Here is a 22,978-nt window from a genome sequence, read left to right as displayed (position 1 = left end):
GGTGGGAGATGGTCCGCCAGCTTCCCAGCGCCGAGGACGCCGTCCGCATCCTGCGGACCAAGCGCACGCGGCCGCTGCCCCGGCCGCCACCGCCGGCGGGGCGGGCGCTGCGCGGCTACCTGAAGACCATGGACGCCCGTTTCAGCCAGGGCGCCGATGCGCTGGCGGTCCGCTGGCGCGAGATCGTCGGGCCGGAGATCGCCCGGCGCACCGAGCCGGTGAAGCTGGTGCGCAGCCGCAGCCGCGGGGCCTCGTCGCTGGAGATCCGCGTGGCGGGGCCGGCCGCGGCGATCATCCAGCACCAGGCCCATGAGATCCTGGCGCGGGTTAACCTGTTCCTGGGCGCCGAGGCGGTGCAGAAGCTGCGCATCGTCCAGGGCCCGCTGCGCCGGGTCGAACAGCCCCCGCCGAAGCGCCGCTCGGCCCCGCTGGACGCCGCCCTGGAAGCCCGCCTGGCCGCCGATCTCGCCGGGACCCCGGAGGGCAAGCTGAAGGACGCCCTGATGGCGCTCGGCCGTGGCGTCCTGCGCCGGCAGGTGTAGTTGACACATATCCGCCGCCGTCTCATCGGCTGCTGCGCCGGAGGCGTTCACGAAGGGTTTGCGCGCGCCTGAGGGAATCGCGCTTTAATTCCCCGTTCAGACTTGGATCACGCCTCGATGCCGACCCCCAGCTGCCGTGTCCCGATGGTCGCCGCCGCCCTTCTGGCCCTCGGCGCCGCGTCCCTGGCCGGACCCGTCTCGGCCGCCCCGACCGCTGTCGCCGCCGCCCGCGCGGCCTGGCCGTCGGCGCCTGGCGACATGAACCTGGGCAACCCCCGGGCGCCGGTGCATATCGTCGAATATCTGTCGCTGACCTGCCCGCACTGCGCGCACTTCAACGAGGAGGTCTATCCGGCGTTCAAGGCCAAATATATCGACACCGGCCGCGTCTATTACACGATCCGCGAGTTGCTGACCTCGCCGGCTCAGGTGGCGGCGGCCGGGTTCCTGCTGGCCCGCTGCGGCGACGGCTCGAAATATTTCACGATCGTCGACCAGGTGTTCAAGAGCCAGCCGCGCTGGCAGTCGGGACAGATTAAGCCGGTCTTCGTGGAGATCGCCAAGGCCAACGGCATCACCGAAGCCCAGTTCGAGGCCTGCGTCGCCGACGACAAGACCAACGCCGCCCTGGAAGGCCGCCTGCGCTACGCCACCGAGACCGACCACGTGACGGGCACTCCGACCTTCTTCATCAACGGGGTGCGGATGGACAACGCTCAGGTGCCCGCCCTGACCGAACTGGACGCGGCGATCGTCAGCGCGGCGCAGACCCGCCCGGCCGCCAAGCCCCCGGCCGCCAAACCCGCCGCCGTTAAGCCCAAGGGAGGCCACTGACCTCCGTGCACTTCCAGCGCCTCAGGCTCGCGGGCTTCAAGTCCTTCGTCGAACCGACCGAGTTCCGGATCGAGCCCGGGCTCACCGGGATCGTCGGGCCGAACGGCTGCGGCAAGTCGAACCTGCTGGAAGCCCTGCGCTGGGTGATGGGGGCCAACTCCGCCAAGGCGATGCGGGCCGGCGGCATGGACGACGTGATCTTCGCCGGCGCCGCCAACCGGCCGGGCCGCAACCACGCGGAAGTCTCGCTGACTATTGACAACGCCGACCGCCGCGCGCCGGCGGCGTTCAACGATCACCCGGTGATCGAGGTGATCCGCCGGATCGACAAGGGCGAGGGCTCTACCTACCGGATCAACGGCCGCGAAGTGCGGGCCCGCGACGTCCAGCTGCTGTTCGCCGACGCCTCGACCGGAGCCAGCTCGCCGGCCCTGGTGCGGCAAGGCCAGATCTCGGAGTTGATCGCCGCCAAGCCGCAGAACCGGCGGATGATCCTGGAGGAGGCGGCCGGCGTCTCCGGCCTGCATTCGCGGCGCCACGAGGCGGAGCTGCGGCTGCGGGCGGCGGAGGCAAACCTCAACCGCCTGCAGGACGTGGCCCAGGAGCTGGAGGCCAACCTGGGCCGGCTGAAGCGCGAAGCGCGCACCGCGGAGCGCTACAAGAAGCTTTCGGCCGAAATCCGGGCGCTGCAGGGCGCGGTGCTCTACGCCAGATGGGCCGAGGCCAGGGCGGCGGCGGAACGGCTGGTCGGCGAGACCCAGACCGCGATCCGCGCCGTCGAGGAGACCGCGCGCTCGGCGGCGGCGGCCACCACCCGGGCCGCCGGAGCGGACGCTGCGCTGAGGCCCCTGCGCGAAGCCGAGACCATCGCCGCGGCCATCCTGCACAAGCTGGCCATCGACAAGGACCGCCTGGACCGCGAGGCCGAGGCGCACGCCGCCGAGCTGGCCCGGCTGTCGGCCGACCTGCAGCGGATCGACGCCGATCGCGCCCGCGAGGCGCACATCACCGACGACGCCGGGGCGGCGCTGCAGAAGCTGGCCGACGACCTGGCGGCGCTGGCGGCCCAGATCGCCGCGGCCCCGGAGCGCGGGCCCGAGCTGGAAGCCGCGGCCCGCGCCGCCGACGCCGCCCGCGCCGCGGCCGACGCCGAGGTCGAGCGCCTGGCCTCGGAACTGGCCGCCCTGGAGGCCCAGCGCCGCGCCGCCGAGGCCCGGGTCGAGGAGGCCCGCACGCGCCTGTCGCGCACCCGCCGCGCCCTGGACCAGGCCAAGCATGAGCGGGAGGCCATCGGTCCGGCGCTCAATCCGCAGGCCGCCACCGCCAGGGTCGAACTGGCCGCCGCCGACGCCGCGCTCGCCGCTGCCCGCGCCGCGCTCGAGGCGGCCGAGGACGAGCGCTCCCAATCCACTGAGGCCGAGACCGCCGCCCGCGAGGCCGGCCGCAAGGTGGACGAACAGCTGGGCCGGCTGACCGCCGAGGCCCGCGCCCTGGCTGGCCTGGTCGCCCAGGCCAGGCGCGGCGGCTTCGCCCCGGCCCTCGACGCGGTCTCCCCGAAGCGCGGCTATGAGAAGGCGCTGGCCGCGGCGCTGGGCGATGACCTCGACGCCGCCCTCGACCCTGCCGCGCCATCCTTCTGGGGCGGGCGCGAGCCGCAGGCGCCGGCGTGGCCGCCGGGCGCGACGCCGCTGGGGCCACTGGTTAGGGCGCCGGCGGTGCTGGCCGCGCGGCTGGCATACGTCGCCCTGGTCGACCGGGCAGACGGCGACCGGCTGGCCAAGGGCCTGACGCCGGGGGGCCGGCTGGTGTCCAGGGAGGGCGACCTCTGGCGCTGGGACGGCTTCGTCGCCCGCGCCGATGCGCCGAAGCCCGCCGCGGTGCGGCTGGAGCAGAAGACCCGACTGGCCGAGGTCGAGGCTGAGATCGAGGGGCTGGCGCCCCGGGCCAAGGCGTCTCGCGACGTGGTTGAGGCCGCCGCGGCGCGCCTGCGCCAGGCCGAGGAGACGCTGCGCACGGCGCGCCGTGAGCCGCCGGCCCTGGAGCAGAAGGCCGCCCAGGCCCGCGCCGCCCTGGAACGCTTCGACCGCGAGGCCGCGCTGAAGGCCGCCCGCGCCGCGTCGCTCGACGACCTGATCGGCCGCTTCGATGTGGAGTTCGCCGAGCACGAGGGCCAATTGGCCGCGGTGGTCGCACAGGCCGGCGCCGACCAGGCCAGCGGCGACCTTTCGCTGCGCCTGCTGACCGCCCGCGCCGCCGCCGGACCGGCCCGCGAGGCCGCCGCCCAGGCCCGCGCGGCGCACGAGATGGAGATCCGCGAGCGCGCCGGCCGCGTCCGGCGGCTGGAGGCCCTGACCGGCGAGCACGCCGACTGGACCCGCCGCAGCGCCGCGGCCGCCCGACGCGTGGACCAGCTGTCCGACGCCCGCGCCGAGGCCCACGCCGCGCTCACCGCCGCCAAGGTCGCGCCGACCACGCTGGAGAGCCGCAAGGTCGCCCTGCTGGACGACCTGACCGCCGCCGAGGCTCGCCGCGCGAAGACCTCCGACGCCCTGGCCGCCGCCGAGCACGAGCGCGCCGAGGCCGACCGCGGCCTGCGCGCCGTGGAGGCGACCGCCTCCGAGGCCCGCGAGCTGCGCGCCAGCCTCTCGGCCCATTCCGAGGCCGCGGTCCAGCGCCTGGGCGAGGTCGCCGCCAGCATCCGCGAGGCCGCGCGGATGGAGCCGGAGGACCTGGCCAGGAAGCTGACCGAGGAGGCCGTCGCCATCCCCGCCGATGGCGCGGGCGCCGAGGCCCATCTGTTCAACCTGGAGCGCCAGCGCGCGGCGATCGGCCCGGTGAACCTGCGCGCCGAGGACGAAGCCGGCGAACTGGCCGCCCGGGTCGAGACCATGAACCTGGAGCGCGCCGACCTGACGGGCGCCATCGCGCGGCTGCGCCAGGGGATCGACGCGCTGAACGGCGAGGGCCGCGAGCGGCTGATCGCCGCCTTCCAGGTGATCAACGAACACTTCAAGACCCTGTTCGAGACCCTGTTCCAGGGTGGCCAGGCCGAGCTGCGGCTGGTCGAATCAGACGATCCGCTGGAGGCCGGCCTGGAGATCTATGCCTGCCCGCCCGGCAAGCGGATGGCGACCATGAGCCTGATGAGCGGCGGCGAGCAGGCGCTGACCGCCGCGGCCCTGATCTTCGCGGTGTTCCTGGCCCAGCCCTCGCCGATCTGCGTGCTGGACGAGGTCGACGCGCCGCTGGACGACGCCAACGTCGACCGGTTCTGCAACCTGCTGGACGAGATGTGCCGCCGCACCGAGACCCGCTTCATCGTCATCACCCACAACCCGGTGACCATGGCCCGCACCGACCGCCTGTTCGGCGTGACCATGGCCGAGCGGGGCGTCTCGCAGCTGGTGTCGGTGGACCTGCGGCAGGCCGAGGCGATGGCCGCGCAGTAGAGGTTCGGCGGACGCAATGTCGCGACCGTGATAAAACCTTCTTGATTCAAGGTGTTATACAACGCCCGCCCAACCTTGACGCACTGCGGTAGCGTCTATAGGTTCCGCGCGACCTGAAGCCCCCGCCGCGGCGGCTACGTCGCGGCCCGTTAGGCCCCCGACGATGCCGCAGCCGGACGAATCGCACGACGAGGCGCGCAAGCGGCTCACTGGGCGATTGGATGCGTTCGAGGCCGACCGTGCGCCCAAGACCAGCGCCGTGGCCCAGACCTTCTCGGGGGACGGGTTCCGCTTCCTCGGTGAAGTGGTTGGTGGGGTGCTGGGTGGCGCCGGCTTAGGCTGGCTCGCCGATCGCTTTGCGCACACGGAGCCTTTGGGCTTGATCGGCGGACTGCTGATCGGCACGGGGGGCTCGATCTATTACGCCGTGCGGAGCGCCGCGCGGCTGACGAAGACTGCAATGGACCAGGCGGGACCCCTCCCGCCGGTTCCCGACGACGACGAGAACGATTGAGGCCGAACCACATGGCGCAACAGCCCGCCATCGACCCGATGCACCAGTTCCTGATCCACAAGATCGTGGAGATTCCGCCGGTGAATCTCGGCGGCTTCATGCTGGACCTGTCGATCACCAATTCGATCCTGACGCTGATCATCGGCGCCGGGGTTGTGATGGCGTTCCTGGCGCTGACCGCGCGCGGCCAGATCGTGCCCAACCGCGCCCAGGCGGCAGCGGAGGCGCTCTACGGCATCATCGACACCACCCTGGTGACCCCGATAATCGGCCCCGGCGGACGGCCGTACATCCCGTTCATCTTCACCCTGTTCATGCTGATCCTGACGCTCAACCTGATGAGCGTGGTGCTGGCGTTGGGCAATATCGGCGGGCTGGAGTGGACCTTCACGGTGACCGCTCAGCTGGCGGTGACCGCGACGCTGGCGGTGATCACCTTCTTCAGTGTCTTCATCCTGGGCTTCATCAAGCACGGGCCGAAGTTCCTCGGAATCTTCTGGGTCCCGGGCATGGGCGTCATCGGCGGTATCCTGATGGTGTTCATCGAGATGATCTCCTACTTCGTGCGCCCGGTGACCCTGGCGATGCGTCTGTTCGGCAACATGCTGGGCGGCCACGTGGTGATGAGCCTGTTTGGCTCCTTCGTGGTCGGCCTGGGCATCTTCGCTCTATCCGGCGGCCTGGCCACCCTGGGCTGGCTGGGCTCGGGCCTGTCGCTGACCATGATCGTGGCGCTGACCGGCCTGGAGTTGGTGGTGGCGATCCTGCAGGCCTTCGTATTCGCCGCGCTCACCACCGTCTACCTCAACGAGGTCGTGAACTTCGGTCACGGCCACTAACCCAACGCAAATAAGCTCTCTAGAAGGACTATCGAAATGGACGTTCTCTCCGCGAAGATGATCGGCTCGGGCCTTGCCGCCATCGGCATGGCCGGCGCCGGGGTCGGCCTGGGCGTGCTGTTCGGCAACTATCTGCAAGCCGCCATCCGCAACCCCTCCGCCGCCGCCAGCCAGCAGACCATGCTGTTCCTCGGCATGGCGCTGACCGAGACCATGGGTCTGTTCGCCTTCGTCGTCTCGCTGCTGCTGCGTTTCGGCTAAGACCCCAAGCCAGGATCAGCGCCGATGGCGACCGAGACCTCAGCGTCCACCGAGGCGCCCGCCGCGTCCGGCGGCCTGCCGCAGTTCGATTTCCAGTGGTGGCCGGGCCAGATCGCCTGGGTGCTGGTCATCTTCGTCGTGCTGCTGGCGTTCATGCGCCTGTTCGCCGTGCCGAAGCTGGGCGGCACGATCGCGGCGCGTGAGGCCAAGATCTCCGGCGACGTGGCCCAGGCCCGCGCCTTGAAGGAAGAGGCCGACGCCCAGGCCGAAGCCGCAGCCGCCGAACGGGCTCAGGCCCGCGCCGCCGCGCAGAAGCTGGCCGGTGACGCGCGCAAGGCGGCCCGCGCCGGGATCGACCAGGCCCTGGCCGTCGAGGAAGCCCGCCTTGCCGAGGCCGCCGCCACCGCGGACGCGACGATCAATGCCGCCCGCGACCGCGCCATGGCCAATGTCGCCGGCATCGCCCGCGATACGGCAAGCGCGATCGTCGCCAAGCTGACCGGCAAGGCCGCGAGCGCGGCCGAACTGGCTCAGGCCAAGGGATAGTCGATGCCCGAACGTCTCGTTGAACTGATCACGGACGCCCACTTCTGGGTCGGTGTCGCCTTCCTGCTGTTCCTGATCGTGATGGTCGCGGTCGGCGTCCACAAGCTGGCCTGGAACGCCCTGGCCGAGAGTGGGCGCAAGGTGCAGGCCCAGCTGGACGAGGCGGCCCACCTGCGCGCCGAGGCCCAGACCCTGCTGGAGACCATCAAGGTCCAGCGCGCCGAGGCCGAGCGCCAGGCCGCCGAGATGCTGGCCGACGCCGAGGACGCCGCCCTGCGCCTGCAGGCCGACGCCAAGGTCAGGCTGGCCGAGCAGATCGCACGCCGCGGCCAGATGGCCGAACGCAAGATCGCCCAGGCCGAAGCCAAGGCCGAAGCCGACGTTCGCGCCGCCGCCGCCGACCTGGCCACCCAGCTCGCCGAACAGGTGCTGGCCAGACGCCTGGCCGGCGCCAAGTCCGACCCGCTGATCGACAAGGCCATCGGCCAGTTGGCGGGCAGGTTGCAGTAGAGCTTCCGATCGGCCCGCTCTCCCGCCACTCGCGGCGAGGTGGGTCAACGGTCAGGCGCGCGTTGGGGAACGCCGCGCCTTCGACCGGTCCACGAACCTCACGCCAGACGCGAAGATGTCCGGGTCGGTCCACTGGGGGACCTGGCCGGAGAGTCGCCTTCGCCGACGCCGTGGGGTTCGTGGACCATTCCCAAAAAATGCGATGTCATCCCGGGTTTCGCCGCAGGCGAAAGACCGGGACCCACGCCCCCCCCCGAGCCGGACAAGTTCAACCGAAGCTGCCCGAGCCATCGCCGAGCGTGCCCGTGGGTCCCGGTCTTGGGCTGCGCCCAAACCGGGATGACACCGTCGTTTTCTTCAGGTCGCCAGCCTCTCATGCGCGGGCAGCGCGCCGACCCGGCCATCAGCCCCCTCCGCTCAAGACCCTGCGCCGCGAAGCCCGCAGGCCCGCGCCGAGACCGCCCATGCCGACCATCGTCAGTATTCCTTTGTTATTGGCCGGGGTTTCTATCGCGGTATCAGTACATCCAATTCGCTTGTGAAACGCTCACGGCTTCGGCTATTTCGGTGACAGTTTACTTAATTGCTTCGGGCGCGGGCGTTGCTGCCCGTCAGACCCGAAATTAAGTAAACTGTCACCGAAATAGCGAAATGACCGCCGCACAGCCTGAACCCCTGGCGCGCGGCGCGACAGCCTTTCGGGCAGATGACGGGGTCTATTGCGAATCCAACTGCGTACGGACCCTGAGCGCCGCCCTTGCGGACGCCCTCGCTACCCCGCCGCCGCAGCCCACCGCCGCCCCGCCAAACGCCGCCGCAGCGCCTTCATCCACCGCAACCGCTTGGGCAGCAGCAGGCGCTCCACCCGCAGCGTCTGGTGGTAGAACAGCGACACCACCTCCGGGTCGCGGCGCAGGAGGCGGCGGATCGGGTAGAGGGTGCGGGGATAGGCCCGGTTCAGCCGCACGAACTGGCGGCGCGCCTTGAAGCTGTTGCGCAGCACGATCATCAGCCCGACCACGATAACCGGGATCCCGCCGGGGCCCGGAAGGGGGGCGATCAGGATGCCCAGGCCGATCACCGCGAAGCCCAGCACGACCAGGCCGAACCGGCGGATGCGGTTGGCCACCTCGCGGGCGAGGTCGTCCGTGGCGCGATACACGCGCAAAGAAGGCATGGCGAATGACACGGGGTTAGTCCTGGGGGCGCGCACGGCAGAGCGGGGAGGTTCCGCCGTCACCCACCTGATATGCTTACGTCCTTCAAACTCGTAAAGACCACCGCCGGTTAAATATCGATAACCTGGAGCTATTCGGCGGCCAATGGCGCCGGCGCCACACCGATGGGCTCCGGGCGCCACGTGAGCTTGGGCTTGCGCGCCGCCAGCGTCTCGTCCAGGCGGCGAAGTGGGGCCAGATAGGGCGCGCCCTTGAACCGCTCGGCGTCGCCCAGCCTGGCCGCCGCGGCCAGGGCGCTCAGCGCGTCGCAGAACCGGTCCAGCTCGCGCTTCGACTCGGTCTCGGTGGGTTCGATCAGCATCGCGCCGTGGACGACCAGCGGGAAGTACATGGTCATCGGGTGGAAGCCCTCGTCGATCATCGCCTTGGCGAAGTCGAGGGTGGTGACGCCGGTTCCCTCCAGCCAGGTGTCGTCGAATAGCGCCTCGTGCATGCACGGTCCGTCCGGGAACGCCGGGGTCATGATTCCAGTCATCCGCGCCTTGATGTAGTTGGCGTTGAGCACGGCGTCCTCGGCCACCTGGCGGAGGCCGTCGGCGCCGTGGCTGCGCATGTAGGCATAGGCGCGGACGAACATGCCCATCTGGCCCTGGAAGGCGGACATCCGGCCGAACGCCCGGGCGGCCTCGTCCTTGGCCTCCTCGACCAGGCGCAAGCCGTCGGGTCCGCTGACCACCCAGGGCGCCGGAGCGAAGGGGGCCAGGGCGGCGGACAGCACCACCGGCCCCGCGCCTGGCCCGCCACCGCCGTGCGGCGTGGAGAAGGTCTTGTGCAGGTTGATGTGCATGGCGTCGACGCCCAGGTCGCCGGGGCGGACGCGGCCGACGATGGCGTTGAAATTGGCCCCGTCACAGTAGAAGTACGCCCCGGCCCCGTGGGTCAGGCGGCCGATCTCGATCACGTCGCGTTCGAAGAGCCCACAAGTATTTGGATTCGTTATCATGATCGCGGCGACGTGGGGGCCGAGCTTGGCGGTCAGGTCGGCCAGGTCGACGCGGCCGTCGTCGGTCTGGGCGATCTCCTGGACCGAGTAGCCGACGAAGGCGGCGGTGGCAGGGTTGGTGCCGTGGGCGCTGGTAGGGACCAGTACGGTTCGGCGGTTGGCCTGGCCGGCGGCCTCGTGGGCGGCCTTGATGCAGAGCAGGCCGCAGAGCTCGCCGTGGGCGCCGGCCTTGGGGGTCAGGGCGACGGCGGGCATGCCGGTGAGCGTCTTCAGCCAGTGGGCCAGGCGGTCCATCAGCGCCAGGGCGCCCTGGGTGGTCGAGATCGGCGCCAGAGGGTGCAGTTCGGCGAAGCCGGCCAGGCGGGCGGCCTTCTCGTTGAGGCGCGGGTTGTGCTTCATGGTGCACGAGCCCAGCGGGTAGATGGCCAGGTCGATGGCGTGGTTCTTCTGGGAGAGGCGCACATAGTGGCGCATCGCCTCCGGCTCGGAGAGGCCGGGCAGCGGGATGCTCTCGCGGGTCAGGCCGGCCAGGTCCGAGGCGTCATGCTCGGCCGCGGGGATATCGACGCCGGTCTTGCTCCAGCCGCCCAGTTCGAAGATCAGCGGCTCGTCCTGCAGCAGGCCACGGGCGCCGGTGAGGGACTTAAAGCCGGTGTTGGCGGTGTCGCCCTCTGGCCGGGTGGGGCGGCCTATGGTCTGCAGGGTCATTGGCCGAGCCTCCGGGTGAGCGCGGCCCCAAGGGCGGCGATGTCGTCCGACGTGGTGGTTTCGGTGGCCGCCAGCAGCAGGACGTCGTCCAGGCCGGCGCGTGGGTCGAGGCGGGAATAGGGGACGCCCGCGACGACGCTATCGGCCAGCAGGGCCTCGACCAGGGCGGCGGCGGAGCCCGGGACCTTGACCGCGATCTCGTTGAAGAACCGCGGGGTCAGCACCTCCAGCCCGGCCCCCTCGACGGCGGCCTTCAGCTCGCGGGCGCGGCTGTGGTTCAGCAGGGCCAGTTCGCGCAGGCCTGTCCCGCCCAGCAGGGTCATGTGGATGGTGAACGCCAGCGCGCAGAGGCCGGAGTTGGTGCAGATGTTGGAGGTCGCCTTCTCGCGGCGGATATGCTGTTCGCGGGTCGAAAGCGTCAGCACATAGCCGCGCCGGCCGTCGGCGTCCTGGGTCTCGCCGCACAGGCGCCCCGGCATCTGCCGCAGCAACTTCTCGCGGCAGGCGAACAGGCCGACATAGGGGCCGCCATAGTTCAGCCCGTTGCCGATCGACTGGCCCTCGCCGACCGCGATGTCCGCGCCCATCTCGCCGGGCGACTTCAGCAGGCCGTAGGAGATCGCCTCGGTGGTCACCACGATCATCAGCGCGCCGGCCGCATGGGCTGCCTCGGCGATCCTGGTCACGTCGGTCACAACGCCGAACACATTCGGCGTCTGGACGACCACGCACGCCGTTTCGCCATCGATGGCCGCGATCACCGCCGCCTCGGCGTCGATCGCGGCGGCCTGGCGCACGATGGTCATGCCCTCGGCGTGGGCGATGGTCTGGGTGGTGGCGGCATAGTGCGGGTGCAGGCCGCCGGACAGGATGGCCTTCTCGCGCCGCGTCACCCGCTGCGCCATCATCACCGCCTCGGCGCACCCTGTGGAGCCGTCGTACATCGAGCAGTTGGCGACCTCGAGCCCGGTCAGCGCCGCCACCTGGGTTTGAAATTCAAAGAGAATCTGCAGCGTGCCTTGGGCGATCTCGGGCTGATAAGGGGTGTAGGAGGTGAGGAACTCCGAGCGCTGGATGAGGTGGTCGACGCTGGCCGGCACGTGGTGGCGATAGGCCCCGGCCCCGCAGAAGAACGGCCCCGCGCCGGCCGGGCGGTTGCGGGCGGCCAGCGCGGCCAGCTCACGCTCCACCTCCAGCTCACCGGCGTGCAGCGGCAGGTCGAACAGCTCGGCCTTCCGCGCCGCGGCGGGGACGTCGGCGAACAGGGCGTCGATATCGGGCGCCCCGATCACGCCCAGCATCTCGGCGCGGTCGTCGGCGGTGAGGGGGAGGTATCTCATGGGTGTCTATCCAACCGGACCGCAAGGTCGTGAGTTAAGGCGGCTCTGCCCTCTCTCCTCACCCGCTGGGGGAGGGGGACCGCGGAACGCGGTGAAGGGGGACGGCCGCCGCCGAAACCTATCCTGCAAGCCCCCTCCACCATGCTGTGCATGGTCCCCCTCCCCCTACGGGTGAGGAAAGCGGCCTCGGATGGCGCGAACGCGGGGGTCATTGGGTCTGCAGGAAGGTTTCGTAGGCGGCGCGGTCCATCAGGGCTTCGTATTCCGAGGCGTCGGCGACCTTGAGCTTGGCGAACCAGCCGCCGTTCTCGGGGTCGGCGTTGACGGTCTCCGGGGCGTCGCCCAGGACGGGGTTGGCGTCGACCACCTCGCCGCCGATCGGGGCGTAGACGTCCGAGGCCGCCTTGACGCTCTCGACCACGGCGAAGCTGTCGCCGGCCTTGACGGTCTTGCCGACCTCCGGGGTCTCGACGAACACCACGTCGCCCAGCTGTTCGGCGGCGTGGGCGCTGATGCCGATGGTGGCGATGTCCCCCTCGAGGACGACCCACTCGTGATCCTTGGTGAAGCGCATGGGGGAGCTCTCCTAGAGACGGGGAAGGGCGCCGCAGGCGCCGATGTTGTGAACCACTGAAAACACTGAAAACACTGAACAGGTCAGGGGCGCGCCACCTTCAGTGTCTTCAGTGGTTTGAATCCTGGGCGCCTGCGGCGCGTTCGATGGCGCCGTCATCCCACGTTCCTCACGTAGCGGTGCGGCACGAAGGGGGAGGTGACCACCTCGGCCGCCTGGGGCTTGCCGCGGACGATGACCTTGAGCGGCGTGCCGGGGGCCTTGCACGCGGGGGGCACGAAGGCGAGCGCGATGCCGCCCTTCAGCACCGGGGAATAGCCGCCGGAAGTGACTACCCCGACCACGGCGCCGGTGGCGTCGGCCACCTCGGCGCCCTCTCGGGCCGGGGCGCCTTCCAGCACCCGCAGGCAGACCTTCACGCGGGCGGGGTCCTCGGCCAGCTCCCGGGCAATCCGCGACGCGCCGGGGAAGTCGCGCTGTTCGCGGCGGTTCTTGTTGATGGCGAAGGTCAGGCCGGCCTCGACGGGGCTGACCGTCTCGTCCAGATCGTGGCCGTAGAGCGGCAGCCCGGCCTCCAGCCGCAGGGAATCGCGCGCCCCCAGGCCGATCGGCCGCACCCGCGGGTCCGACAGCAGGATGTTCCAGACGTCGTCGGCCGCCGCGGCGGGCACGGAGATCTCATAGCCGTCCTCGCCGGTGTAGCCGGAGCGCGAGACGATCAGGTCGACCCCGAAGGCGGTCATCAGCCGGATGTCCATGAACACCATCTGGGCGGCGGCCGGCGCATAGTGCTGGAAGACCGCCGCGGCCTCGGGACCCTGCAGGGCGATCAGCGCGCGGTTTTCCAGCCGCTCGATGGTGACCTGGCCGGCCAGTTCCTCATCAATGAGCCGGAAGTCGCCATCCTTGCAGGCGCCGTTGACCACCACGAACAGGCCGTCGTCGCCGGTCCCCAGCGCGGTCACCGGGCGGCCGGCCATCAGGTCGTCGACAATGCCGCCGGTGCGGTTCAGCAGCACGGAATACTTCTGCCGCCCGGGCTTCAGGCCGATGTAGTCGCCGGGCACAACCTCCTCGAACGCCGACAGCGGGGCGACCCCGCGCAGGCGCGCCTGGCCCATGTGGCTGACGTCGAAGATCCCCGCGTGCTCGCGGGTCCACAGGTGCTCCTTCATCACGCCGTCCGGGTACTGGACGGGCATGGAATAGCCGGCGAACGGCACCATGCGCGCGCCCAGCGCGATGTGCGCGGCGGTCAGCGGGGTGGTCTTGAGCGGGGTGTCGGTATCGGTGGGCAAGTGGGCGACCTTGGCTGACGACCGCGCGGGCCGGCAGGGCGGAACCCTGACGTCGCGCGCCCCCGCTGTCCTTGGACCTGAGAGATTCCGGACCCCGGGCGGGACCCTTGCTCCTTCGGCGCCCTGCGTACGCTTAAGAGCGAGGCAGAGACTTTCCAGCGTTCATCAGCCCGCGCGGTCCTTTTGCCTGAGCGTTTCCGGGGCGGTTGCGCCTTCGGCGCCGGAAGCTGAGTCCCGGCCTCTCCCGCGAGAGTTGGAGGGGTTGTGTTGGAGAGGGCGGGGGGAGTCAATCTGCAAGTGGGCGGGCTGCGGGCGGCGCCAGTAATTGTCCACGAACGACACGAGTGGGCGCGGCTCTGCGTTTGATCCTCGTGCTTCGGTGACGGTTCATGAAGTTGCGATGACCGCCAGGCTGCGGCGAAGCTTCGGGATAGCTTAGCAAGCTGTCACCGAAACTCGACCCACCCCTTCATCCCCTCCCCCTCCGTTCGCTGCGCTCATACGGGAGGGGAGAGGATTAGGTGGCTTGCGGCGGTCGGCGGGTGGTGCATCCATATGCCTAGCGGTGCGTTGAGCGCGCATGGCGAATGACCCGAACTTGAACCCCTCAGGGGACGGCGAGACGATCGAGGTGACCGCGGCGAGCGGCGGTCAGAAGACGGGCCACATCCGCTGGGTGCTGGTGATCGGCACCGTTCTGGCGATCGTCGCGGTGGTGATCGTCTGGCTGGTAAGCAGCGCGAGCGCGGTTTCCAACTGACGCGCTTCGAGCCGGCCGTTCAGCGCGGCCGTCCCGCCCCGGCGGGCCGGGTGGACGGCATTCGGGGACGGGAGCACCATTGCCGCGGCCCGGTAGTTGGCCGTTGATCCCCCGCCCTCAAGCCTGCCGGCCGCTGAGGCGTCAGCGCCCGCGAGACCCTGGGACTGCGGATCGTCAGTGACCTGTTCGCCGACCAGGACCTCGGGACCATCGCGCCGATCACCGCCCTGCTGGCGTCGCCGCTGCCCTACCTGTTGCTGCGCCGGCGCAAGATACGCACCTTCTACGGGCTGGATTTGCAGTCGGACGAGACTTAGACGCGGCTCATCGACGTCGCGAGCGCCATGGTGGCCGGCGCGCTATTGCGGTGACAGTTGCGTGCCGAAATCGCCGTCCAGGCCGGACGCCATAGGGCGGCATGACGGGATCTTCCCGTTTGCGGGTGGGGGAACTTCTGGGCTCGCGGCTCTCTCAGTCTGGCGCGACGATGCTCGCGCCATGGCTGGCGGCAAGGCCGCCTTGGGAGTTCGTCGCGACATGCAGATTACCAGACCCACCCAGGGGGCGAGCGCCCTCCCCAGCCTCGCGACCAAGGCGCAGCGCCTCGGCCTGGCGGCCGCGGCGCTGTTCGCCGGCGCGGCGATGACCGCAACCTCGGCCCAGGCGACGACCATCGTGGATCCGCGGGGCGACATCCTGGCGTCCTTCAACGCCACGACGGACCCGGTTCCGGACCTCGACGTGGTCTCGGCCAGCGCCACCTTCAACGCCACCGACATCATCCTGTCGGCGACCATGGCCGGGACCATCGGAACGACCGACGAAGGCTTCTACGTCTGGGGCATCGACCGGGGCGCCGGGACCGACCTGCTCGCCCACCCCACCAGCCTCACCGACACCACCCCGCCGGTCGGCCAGGGCGTGACCTTCGACAGCTTCATCACGATCCAGAACGACGGCACGGGCAACGTCGTCCTGCTGGGTCCGGCCGACCCGAGCAAGCCGCTGGATCCCGTGCCGGTGACCGGCTTCTTCAATCTGGATCCGGGTTCGGTGACCATCTCAGGCCGGACCATCAGGCTGACGATCAATCGCGCTCGATTCGCCGCCCAGGGCTTCATCCCCCAGGGCTTTGACGTCGCCGACTACGGCTACAATATGTGGCCGCGGTACCGCGACATCGTCAACAACGGCACCGTCGCCGACTTCGGACCCGACCACAGCACCTTCAAGGCCTCCGCCGCCGTGCCCGAGCCGGCCAGCTGGGCGCTGATGATCGCTGGCTTCGGCCTGGCGGGCGCCAGCCTGCGGTCCCGGCGCCGCGCGACCATGGTCTGAGGTTACGGACTAAGGTGACGGTTTGCTCGGTCGCATCCGGTGCATTGCTGGTGGGCGGCCGAATGCAATCGAGTGAGCTGTCACCGGAAGCTCCTTAACGCCCCGACGGCGCCTTCGCGTCGCTGGGCGCGGCGGGCGCGGGTTTCGGGAAGGTCTTGGCCAGGTAGTCGGAGATGGCGAGCTGGTCTTCCGGGGTCATCTCGGCGCCCGCCGATTGCATCTTGGCGATCTCATTGTCCCATTCGTCGGGTGTGTGGCGCGCGTAGGCGAACTGGGTGGCGTCATGGCAGGCCGTGCAGACCCGCACCACCGCGTCCTTGCCGGGACCGGCCGGAAGCGGGTCGTCGGGCGCCTGGGCCCAGACGGGGCCGACCAGGGACAGGCCGAGCGCCACCGCCGCCGCGACCATGGGGATCCGGAGGTTCATCCCACTAGGCCTTACCCCATGCGGCGGCCGACCGGAACCTGTGGGGCGGTCGGCCACAGCGGGCGCGGCCGTCCAAGTCCGGCCGCGCCCTTTTGTCCACAGTTCCTTAGGGCTGGGTCACCTTGGTGGTCGTGGTGACCTGGGCCGCGGGGGCGGCGGCCGGGTGCGTCGTGCGTCGCGTCACATGCGTCCGCGTCGAGCGATGGGCGCCTGCCTGCTGGGTGGTGACCGTGGTCTCGACCTGGGTCGGGAGCGCGGGCGCCGGCGGCGGCGTCATCGCCGCGGCGGCCGCGGCGTTGCGCGCGGCGGCGGCGTCAGCCGCCGAGTTGGCCGCGGACTGCTGGGCGGCCTCGGCGCGCAGGTTGGCGTCGGCGGCCTGCTGCTGGGCGACCGCGGCCTGCTGCTGGGACGTGGCGGCCTGTTGGCGCGCATCGGCGGCCTGATCGCGGGCGGCGGAGACGCCTTCCCTCTGCGCCGCCTGGGCGGAGGCGATGGTCGCGTCCTTGCGCTGCTGCACCCTGCCGATCGCGGTGTCGGCCAGGGCGGAAGCCCGGATGGCCTCCGCGATGGAGGGCGACTTGTGGCCGGCCGCCAGCGATTCCTTGGCGGTCGCCAGGGCGGCGCGGGCTTCGGCCGTCTCGCGCGGCGCCTCGGCGCCGGAGCCGATGGACTCGGCCGTGTGGATTTTGGCCTCTGCAGCCGCGATGGCTTCCTCCGCACGATCAGTCTTGCCAGCCTGGGCCGGCGTCGTGATGGCCAGGGCCAGGGCGCTCGAGGCGAGGAGCGATACGAAGAACGTTTTCCGAACCATGGTAGTCTCTCTTTCGATTGGCGTGGCGGTGGAACGGTCAAGCGCGGCAATTGTTGCATAGCGACCAGGGCGAGGACGCGCGATGCCGAAGACGATAGTCATCATAGGGTTCGGGCCCGGCGTTTCGACCGGCATGGCCGATTGGTTCGGCGCACGAGGCTTTTCCGTCGCGCTCGTCGCGCGAAACGCCGACCGCCTGGTCGAAGGCCTACAGGCGTTGAAAGCCAGAGGCGTCGTCGCCGCGGCCTTCCCGGCTGACGCGGGCGATCCCGCTGCCATCCGCGCCGCGATCGCGAAGGCGCGCGACGAACTCGGACAGATCACCGTGTTGCACTGGAATGCGTTCCGCGGCGTCGGCGCGGTCGACCTGGTCGCCGCGGACCCGGCCGCGGTGCGCAGCGTCTTCGATGTGGCGATCGTCGGGCTGCTGGCCGCTGTCCAGGAGTCGCTGCCGGACCTGAAGGCCTCCGGCGAGGGCGCTGTCCTCATCACCAACGGCGCGCTGGGGGACCTGTCGCCGATGATGGACCAGTTCGCCATCGGCCTGGATGCCGTGGGGGTGGCGCTCGGCAATGCCGCCAAGGACAAGCTGGCCGGGTTGCTGGCCGCGCGGTTGGCGGGTGAGGGGGTCTACGTCGGGGAGGTGATCATCGCCGGGGCCATCAAGGGTACGCCGACCGGCAACGACCTGGGCATCTCACCCTCAACCGTGGCGGAAGCGTTCTGGACGCTCTACCAGGCCAGGAGCGATCTGCGGGCGCGCGTCTCCTGACGGATGCGCGGCATCCGGATCAGTGCGCGGCGAGCAGCATCGGGCCCACGATCGGAATCGCCATCACGACGACAAAACCGAAACTCATTGCGGCCAAGCCGACCTTCATAACCATGGGGGAACTCCTTCGCTTCCGCGCCAAACTAGAGCCTCGATGGCCCCGCCGCACTGCCCGCTTTCGCAGAACTGTTATGCTCTTTCGGCAGGAGTGGCCGAGGGATCGGATGGCGCAAGCGTTGCCGCCCGCATCGCGGAAGCTTTGTCGGCGACTGGGGGGACGCTTGGGGGACGGCATGAAACGGATCTCTTGCGCGGTGCTGGCTGGCCTGGCGGTGGCGGTCGCCGGTGCGGGGAGGGCCCAGCCGCCGCGCCCGAAGCTTGACGACCCCGAGGGGAATATCGTCGAGGAGTTGGTGGTGACCGCCAAGGAGCGGGGGCCGGCGTGGTGGCGGGTCTCGGACGACGACACCACGGTCTACATCCTCGCGCTGCCCGACGCGGCCCTGCCCGCCGACCTGACGTGGGACATGGCCGGGCTGCAGCGACGGCTGAAGGGTTCCAACGCCCTGATCGGCGGCGGGCGGTCGTACAAGCTGGGGCTGGGCAACATCGGGCTGCTGTTCTCGCTTCGGCGATCCCTGCGCACCAAGGGCACGATGGAGGACGACCTGCCGGAGCCCGTGCGGGCGCGGTTCGTGGCCCTGCGCCAGGGCCTGGGCAAGGACCCGAAACACTATGCCGGCTGGGGGCCGATGGTGGCCGGGTTCATCCTGGTGGGCGACGCGCGCCTGGGCCCCCGCGGGCGTGACGCCGAGGAGGAGGTGCGCCGCGCAGCGCGCAGGTTGCGGGTGCGCGAACGGCGGCTGGAGGCGCATGACGCCGCGCCGTTCATCAAGGAATTCAAGGCCGGGCTGACGGACGACATCCAGGGCGCCTGCCTCGACGCGGCGATGGATGACGTGGAGGCCGGCCAAGCAGCGGCGGCCGAGGCGGCGCGAGGCTGGGCGCGGGGCGACGTGGCCGCCGCCCTGAAGGCGCCGCGCGGGTTCGAGAAGTGCTTCCTGGCGATCTCCGGCGGCGCAGCGGCGTGGAACCAGACCGTCGGCGACCAGGCCGCCGAAATCGCCGAGGCGCTGAAGACCCCGGGCAAGGCAGTGGCGATGGTGCGCCTGCGGCCGCTGATCGCCCGCGGCGGGGTGATCGAGCGCCTGGAGGCCATCGGGCTGGAGGTGGAGGGCCCGGCGGGGCGGTGAACAGGATTGGGTCAAACCTGCCCACGCCGATCGCCAAGCACCCGCTGATCCCGGCGAAGGCCGGGACCAGCGGATCGAGCAGGCCCGCCAGAAAGCCTTCGGCGGGCCAGCCTGTTTCAACGCCGAATCTGTACAGCCCCACGGACACCCCTACGCAGGCGTCGCCGTCCCAGTCAGCGTGAGAGACGGGCGGCCGCCAGCTCGCCGAACGCCTGCCGGAGCTCGCCCAGGTGGGACGCGAACTCGGCGGCGGGGTCGATCTCGCCGGAATTGGCTTCGATCCGCTCGCTGGAGAGCGTCAGCCCGGGCCTTGTCGGCAGGGGCGCCATATGCAGGCCCTCGCAGACCTGCTGCAACTGTGCTGCGCAACGGTCGCCGCCGTGTCCGCCGTAGGTGACGATCATCGCCGGCTTGCCGGCCCATTCCCGGTAGAGATGGTCGAGCGCGTTCTTCAGCGCGGCCGGATAGCCCCAATTGTACTGCGGGGTCACGAACACGAAGGCGTCGGCCGCGGCGATCTTCCGGCTCCAGGCGCGGGTGTGCTCGAACGCGTAGTCGCCAGCGTGCGGCACGCCCGGCTCGTCGTCCATGGGCAGCGGCCGATCCTTGAGGTCGACGACCTCGTAGGCGGCCTCGGTCGTCTCGCGCTCCGGCGTGGCGATACCCAGCAGTTCAGGCCGAGTTGGCGGCGATGGTGGGTTAGGCGCCGAAGTCATCCCGGAAGCGCTCGATCTGGTGCATCCGCTCATGCAGGACTGTGACGATGCCGATGTCACCGTTGGCCAGGGTATTCCAGTAGATGACGTGCGCTTCGTAGCGACAGAGGTAGCCATCGACGCCGAAGGCCGCCGGGATGGGGCGCCATGGGAACCGCTGCGCCGCGATGGCCTCGAACCGCGCGAACAGGCCGCGGATATAGCGCTCGGCCTGGCCCTCGCCCGAGGTCTCCAGCGTATAGCGGTAGATGTCGTCGATCCGGTGCGCTGCGACCGCCTGGACCCGCACGGCGCTCATGCCGACGGGCGCTGGTTCCGCCCGATCACGGTGTCGGCGTCGAGCGGCCGATAGCTGTCGTCAGGCGCGGCGAAGGCCTGCTGCAGTTCCGCCTTGAGACGTTCGAAGGCCTCGGCGTCGGCTCGGGCCATGTCGCGCCGGATCAGATCGCGGATGTACTCGCTGACGTTCTCGTAGGCTCCGCCATCACCGACATTGTCGGCGACGAAATCGCCGAGGCGTCCACTGACGCGAACGTTGAGGGTGGTTGTCCTGGGCACGTGGTGCGCTCCGGGCTGTGGCGTCCTAAACATAAGGAATATTGTGGACGCATCAACGTCAGAAGCGCTGACCTTATGGGGTGAATCCGCGGCCGGTGCGCGCCGCCGGCCCCCAAACCGAAATAGCCGCTACATCCGCTCCGGCGTAGCGATGCCCAGCAGGTCGAGGGCCCGTTCCAGCTGGCGCAGGGCGGCCGTGGCGAGGGTCAGGCGCGAGGCGCGGACGGCCGGCGCGGCGGTCATGATCGGGCAGGCGGCGTAGAAGCGCGAGAAGGCCTGGGAAAGGCGGTAGGCGTGTTCGGCCAGCGCGTTGGGGGCCTTCTTGTCGTAGGCCTCGGTGAGCGCCGCATCGAAGGCGTCGAGGGTCAGAACGAGGTCGCGCTCGGCAGGTTCGCTCACGTTGACGGGGCCGGCCTGGGCGCCTTCCTCGGCGGCGCGGCGCAGGAGGCTCTTCACCCGGACCGCCTGGTAAAGCAGGTAGGGGCCGGTCTTGCCCTCGAAGCTGGTGAAGCGGTCGAGGTCGAAGACGTAGGAGGTGCCGCGGAAGTTCTGCAGGTCGGCGAACTTCAGCGCCGCCACGGCGACCTTGCCGGCGATCTCCTCGAACTCGGCGGGCGGCAGGTCCTCGCCCAGGCCTGCCTCGCGCAGGCGCTCGCGGGCCTTCTCGCGGGTCAACTCGATCATGTCGTTCAACTTCAAAACACCGCCTTCGCGGGTCTTGAAGGGCTTGCCGTCGGTCCCGTTCATGGTGCCGAAGCCGATGTGCTCCAGCTGGCCCGGCGCGGCGTAGCCGGCCTGGATCGCGGCGCGGAAGACGATCTCGAAGTGGTCGGCCTGGCGCTGGTCGACGCAATAGATCACCAGGTCCGGCCCGAACGCGCGCTGGCGGTCCAGGATGGTAGCCAGGTCGGTGGTGCCGTACATGGCCGAGCCCTCGGAGGACACCACCAGCAGGGGCGGCAACTCGCGCTTGTCGCCATCCTGCACCACCCGGATGATCCGCGCGCCCTGGTCGTCCACCAGCAGCCCCTTGGCGTCCAGTTCGGCGACCATGGGCGCGATCAGGTGCTCGACGTCGCTCTCGCCCTTCCAGAGGTCGAAGTCGACGCCCAGCGCGTGGAAATCGCGCTCCAGGGCGACCTTGGTGACGGCGCGGAAGCGCTCCCAGAGTACGTAGTAGCCGGCCTGCTTCACCTGCAGGGCGGCGGTGATCTTGCGCGCCCGGTCGCGGTAGTCGGTGTCGGCCTTGCCGCGGGCGGCGGCTTGCGGATAGAGGCGGTCGAGGTCGGCCAGGTCGACGGTGTCGAACGCGCCGAGGTCCTCGCCGTGGACGCCGGCGTTCAGCCGCTCGACCACCGCGCGGACGGCGAAGTTCTCGTCCATCACCGCGCCGATCAGCAGGCCCATCTGGTAGCCCCAGTCGCCGAAGTGGGCGTCGCCGACCACCTCGTCGCCGCGGAAGCGGTAGATGCGCTTGATGGACTCGCCGATGATCGAGGCGCGCAGGTGGCCGACGTGCATCGGCTTGGCCACGTTGGGGCCGCCGTAGTCGACGATCACCCGCCGCGCGGTTGCCACCGTCTCGGCGCCCAGGCGCGGATCGGCGGCGATGGCGTTCGCGCGGTCGGAAAGGGTGGCGTCGGCCACCTTCAGATTGATGAACCCCGGCCCGGCGATCTCGATGGCGCTGAGCCGCGGGTCGCCGGCCAGCCGCTCGGCCACGGCGGTGGCGATCTCGCGCGGGTTCTTGCCCAGCCGCTTGGCCGCGGCCAGGGCGCCGTTGGACTGGAAGTCGGCGAGGTCGGGCCGGTCCGAGGGCGTCACCCGGCCCAGTTCGGGAGGCGCGCCAATGGCGGCGAAGGCGGCTTCCACCGCCTCGCCCAGCGCCCGCTTGAGGTCGCTCATGGGGTCGGGGCGTTGCTCGCCGTCTGGCCGACGTTCAGGCGGAACCGCTTACCCTCGCGGTTGAATTCCGCCATCTGCGGCGTCACGTCGAAGCCGATCAGCACCTCGAAGTTCGACCCCGAGGTGGCGATCGAGGCGCGCGGGATGACGATCTGGGCGATGTCCTCGGTCAGGTAGACGCGGTCCTGGCCTTCCGGGAAGGTCACCGGCAGCTCGAACGACTGCTTGGCCAGCACCTCCTTGTTCCGGTCGGTGACGGCGATCCAGTAGTGGTAGGTCTTCTGCCGGCCGGTGGCCTGCGGGCCTTTGCCGAGCTCGAACAGGACCTGCATGGTCACCTCGATCGGCTTGTCGTCCTTGTACTGGCAGCCGGCCGAGATGCCCTGGATCTCGCCCGACCAGCCGACGTTGGCGCTGGCCTCGCGGTTGTCCTTGAACTCCACGTAGCGGGCGGCGTCATACAGCGACTTCACGAACGGGCAGGGGCCGGCGTTGCGCAGGGCGGGCAGCGGCGCCTGGTTGTCGCCCCAGTCCTCCTTCTGCTTCTTCTTCTTGGCGGCGTCCGCCTCTTCCTTGCGCGCCTGGGCCTCGGGATCCTGCCCGCGGCCCTGGGCGTAGGACGCCGCGGGAATGGAGGTGGCGGCGGCCAGGAAGGCGGCGGCGACGAGCAGGTGTCGGCGCATGCGAGGCGTCCAGACAGGAAGGGCCGCGAGGACGTCGCGGAGTCAGGGTCTAAGTACAGCCTGACGACTATGGCTGCAACGCGGCCCTGGAGCGCGCCCCGATCGGAGCGGGCGCGTCGGTTCAAAAGAGGGGCGGGCATCCTTTTCGCCAAGCCGGTT

The 22,978-nt window shown here is 70.3% G+C and carries 24 protein-coding genes and 1 riboswitch; of the genes, 12 read left to right on the top strand and 12 right to left on the bottom strand.

From position 1 onward, the window contains the following. Positions 1-8 precede the first annotated feature (8 nt). From Q0R13_RS18480 to Q0R13_RS18445, 8 genes are all read left to right on the top strand, one after another. Positions 9-542: a DciA family protein gene (locus Q0R13_RS18480; RefSeq protein WP_293906702.1), complete on the top strand. Its 534-nt coding sequence runs from the start codon at positions 9-11 to the stop codon at positions 540-542. A 117-nt stretch (positions 543-659) separates the two neighbouring features. Continuing rightward, on the top strand, positions 660-1,376 hold the full coding sequence (locus Q0R13_RS18475) for a DsbA family protein (protein ID WP_293906700.1): 717 nt from the start codon (positions 660-662) through the stop codon (positions 1,374-1,376). Positions 1,377-1,381: 5 nt separating this feature from the next. Beyond that, positions 1,382-4,825, top strand: coding sequence for an AAA family ATPase (locus Q0R13_RS18470; protein ID WP_293906698.1), 3,444 nt, complete (start codon positions 1,382-1,384; stop codon positions 4,823-4,825). Between the two features lie 163 nt (positions 4,826-4,988). After that, positions 4,989-5,339, top strand: a complete 351-nt coding sequence (locus Q0R13_RS18465) for an AtpZ/AtpI family protein (protein WP_293906697.1) — start codon at positions 4,989-4,991, stop codon at positions 5,337-5,339. A gap of 11 nt (positions 5,340-5,350) precedes the next feature. Further along, complete coding sequence (locus tag Q0R13_RS18460; protein ID WP_293906696.1) at positions 5,351-6,178, top strand: F0F1 ATP synthase subunit A; 828 nt, start codon at positions 5,351-5,353, stop codon at positions 6,176-6,178. Positions 6,179-6,214: 36 nt separating this feature from the next. Further along, a complete protein-coding gene (locus tag Q0R13_RS18455) occupies positions 6,215-6,439 on the top strand; it encodes a F0F1 ATP synthase subunit C (protein WP_293906695.1) in 225 nt (74 codons plus the stop codon). 24 nt (positions 6,440-6,463) lie between these two features. Then, positions 6,464-6,985, top strand: a complete 522-nt coding sequence (locus Q0R13_RS18450; RefSeq protein ID WP_293906693.1) for a hypothetical protein — start codon at positions 6,464-6,466, stop codon at positions 6,983-6,985. 3 nt (positions 6,986-6,988) lie between these two features. Then, a complete protein-coding gene (locus tag Q0R13_RS18445) occupies positions 6,989-7,495 on the top strand; it encodes an ATP F0F1 synthase subunit B (RefSeq protein ID WP_293906692.1) in 507 nt (168 codons plus the stop codon). Positions 7,496-8,267: 772 nt separating this feature from the next. On the opposite strand, the gene Q0R13_RS18440 is transcribed toward Q0R13_RS18445, so the two are convergent. The 5 genes from Q0R13_RS18440 to gcvT form a co-directional block, all read right to left on the bottom strand. Then, the gene (locus Q0R13_RS18440) at positions 8,268-8,672 is read right to left on the bottom strand and encodes a PGPGW domain-containing protein (RefSeq protein WP_293906690.1); all 405 of its coding nucleotides are present in this window, start codon (positions 8,670-8,672) and stop codon (positions 8,268-8,270) included. A 131-nt stretch (positions 8,673-8,803) separates the two neighbouring features. After that, complete coding sequence (gene gcvPB, locus Q0R13_RS18435; protein WP_293906688.1) at positions 8,804-10,384, bottom strand: aminomethyl-transferring glycine dehydrogenase subunit GcvPB; 1,581 nt, start codon at positions 10,382-10,384, stop codon at positions 8,804-8,806. Then, positions 10,381-11,724, bottom strand: coding sequence for an aminomethyl-transferring glycine dehydrogenase subunit GcvPA (gene gcvPA, locus Q0R13_RS18430; RefSeq protein WP_293906686.1), 1,344 nt, complete (start codon positions 11,722-11,724; stop codon positions 10,381-10,383). Before gcvPA ends, gcvPB begins: the two co-directional genes overlap by 4 nt. A gap of 208 nt (positions 11,725-11,932) precedes the next feature. Continuing rightward, positions 11,933-12,298: a glycine cleavage system protein GcvH gene (gene gcvH / locus Q0R13_RS18425; RefSeq protein WP_293906684.1), complete on the bottom strand. Its 366-nt coding sequence runs from the start codon at positions 12,296-12,298 to the stop codon at positions 11,933-11,935. 155 nt (positions 12,299-12,453) lie between these two features. Beyond that, a complete protein-coding gene (gcvT, locus tag Q0R13_RS18420; protein WP_293906681.1) occupies positions 12,454-13,596 on the bottom strand; it encodes a glycine cleavage system aminomethyltransferase GcvT in 1,143 nt (380 codons plus the stop codon). A 165-nt stretch (positions 13,597-13,761) separates the two neighbouring features. Beyond that, positions 13,762-13,853, bottom strand: a riboswitch (glycine riboswitch). Between the two features lie 323 nt (positions 13,854-14,176). Here gcvT and Q0R13_RS18415 point away from each other — a divergent pair. Together Q0R13_RS18415 and Q0R13_RS18410 are read left to right on the top strand one after the other, a co-directional pair. Further along, positions 14,177-14,356: a hypothetical protein gene (locus Q0R13_RS18415; protein ID WP_293906679.1), complete on the top strand. Its 180-nt coding sequence runs from the start codon at positions 14,177-14,179 to the stop codon at positions 14,354-14,356. A gap of 537 nt (positions 14,357-14,893) precedes the next feature. Further along, on the top strand, positions 14,894-15,694 hold the full coding sequence (locus Q0R13_RS18410; RefSeq protein WP_293906677.1) for a PEPxxWA-CTERM sorting domain-containing protein: 801 nt from the start codon (positions 14,894-14,896) through the stop codon (positions 15,692-15,694). Positions 15,695-15,788: 94 nt separating this feature from the next. Here Q0R13_RS18410 and Q0R13_RS18405 read toward each other — a convergent pair whose 3' ends face one another. Beyond that, positions 15,789-16,121: a hypothetical protein gene (locus Q0R13_RS18405; protein ID WP_293906675.1), complete on the bottom strand. Its 333-nt coding sequence runs from the start codon at positions 16,119-16,121 to the stop codon at positions 15,789-15,791. Between the two features lie 106 nt (positions 16,122-16,227). Then, entirely contained in the window at positions 16,228-16,932 is a 705-nt protein-coding gene (locus tag Q0R13_RS18400; protein WP_293906673.1) for a hypothetical protein, read from the bottom strand. A gap of 82 nt (positions 16,933-17,014) precedes the next feature. Here Q0R13_RS18400 and Q0R13_RS18395 point away from each other — a divergent pair, with 82 nt between their 5' ends. Both Q0R13_RS18395 and Q0R13_RS18390 read left to right on the top strand, forming a co-directional pair. Continuing rightward, on the top strand, positions 17,015-17,704 hold the full coding sequence (locus Q0R13_RS18395; protein ID WP_293906671.1) for an SDR family NAD(P)-dependent oxidoreductase: 690 nt from the start codon (positions 17,015-17,017) through the stop codon (positions 17,702-17,704). A 293-nt stretch (positions 17,705-17,997) separates the two neighbouring features. Next, entirely contained in the window at positions 17,998-18,957 is a 960-nt protein-coding gene (locus Q0R13_RS18390; RefSeq protein ID WP_293906669.1) for a TraB/GumN family protein, read from the top strand. 173 nt (positions 18,958-19,130) lie between these two features. Here the strand turns inward: Q0R13_RS18390 and Q0R13_RS18385 are convergent, their stop codons facing one another. From Q0R13_RS18385 to Q0R13_RS18365, 5 genes are all read right to left on the bottom strand, one after another. Then, positions 19,131-19,673, bottom strand: a complete 543-nt coding sequence (locus Q0R13_RS18385; protein WP_293906667.1) for an NADPH-dependent FMN reductase — start codon at positions 19,671-19,673, stop codon at positions 19,131-19,133. After that, positions 19,657-19,971, bottom strand: coding sequence for a type II toxin-antitoxin system RelE/ParE family toxin (locus Q0R13_RS18380; RefSeq protein ID WP_293906665.1), 315 nt, complete (start codon positions 19,969-19,971; stop codon positions 19,657-19,659). The genes Q0R13_RS18385 and Q0R13_RS18380 overlap by 17 nt, the downstream gene beginning before the upstream one ends. Then, positions 19,968-20,231: an addiction module antitoxin gene (locus tag Q0R13_RS18375; protein ID WP_293906663.1), complete on the bottom strand. Its 264-nt coding sequence runs from the start codon at positions 20,229-20,231 to the stop codon at positions 19,968-19,970. The genes Q0R13_RS18380 and Q0R13_RS18375 overlap by 4 nt, the downstream gene beginning before the upstream one ends. A gap of 129 nt (positions 20,232-20,360) precedes the next feature. Beyond that, the gene (gene argS / locus Q0R13_RS18370; protein ID WP_293906661.1) at positions 20,361-22,136 is read right to left on the bottom strand and encodes an arginine--tRNA ligase; all 1,776 of its coding nucleotides are present in this window, start codon (positions 22,134-22,136) and stop codon (positions 20,361-20,363) included. After that, positions 22,133-22,819 carry a Tat pathway signal sequence domain protein gene (locus Q0R13_RS18365; protein ID WP_293906660.1) on the bottom strand — a complete coding sequence of 229 codons (687 nt, stop codon included), beginning with the start codon at positions 22,817-22,819 and terminating at the stop codon, positions 22,133-22,135. The genes argS and Q0R13_RS18365 overlap by 4 nt, the downstream gene beginning before the upstream one ends. Between the last annotated feature and the right edge of the window lie 159 nt (positions 22,820-22,978).

This window comes from Phenylobacterium sp. (assembly GCF_025351295.1).
Lineage (GTDB): Bacteria > Pseudomonadota > Alphaproteobacteria > Caulobacterales > Caulobacteraceae > Phenylobacterium.
The sequence above is the reverse complement of the archived record's forward strand: the minus strand, read 5'-3'. Positions and strand labels throughout refer to the sequence as shown.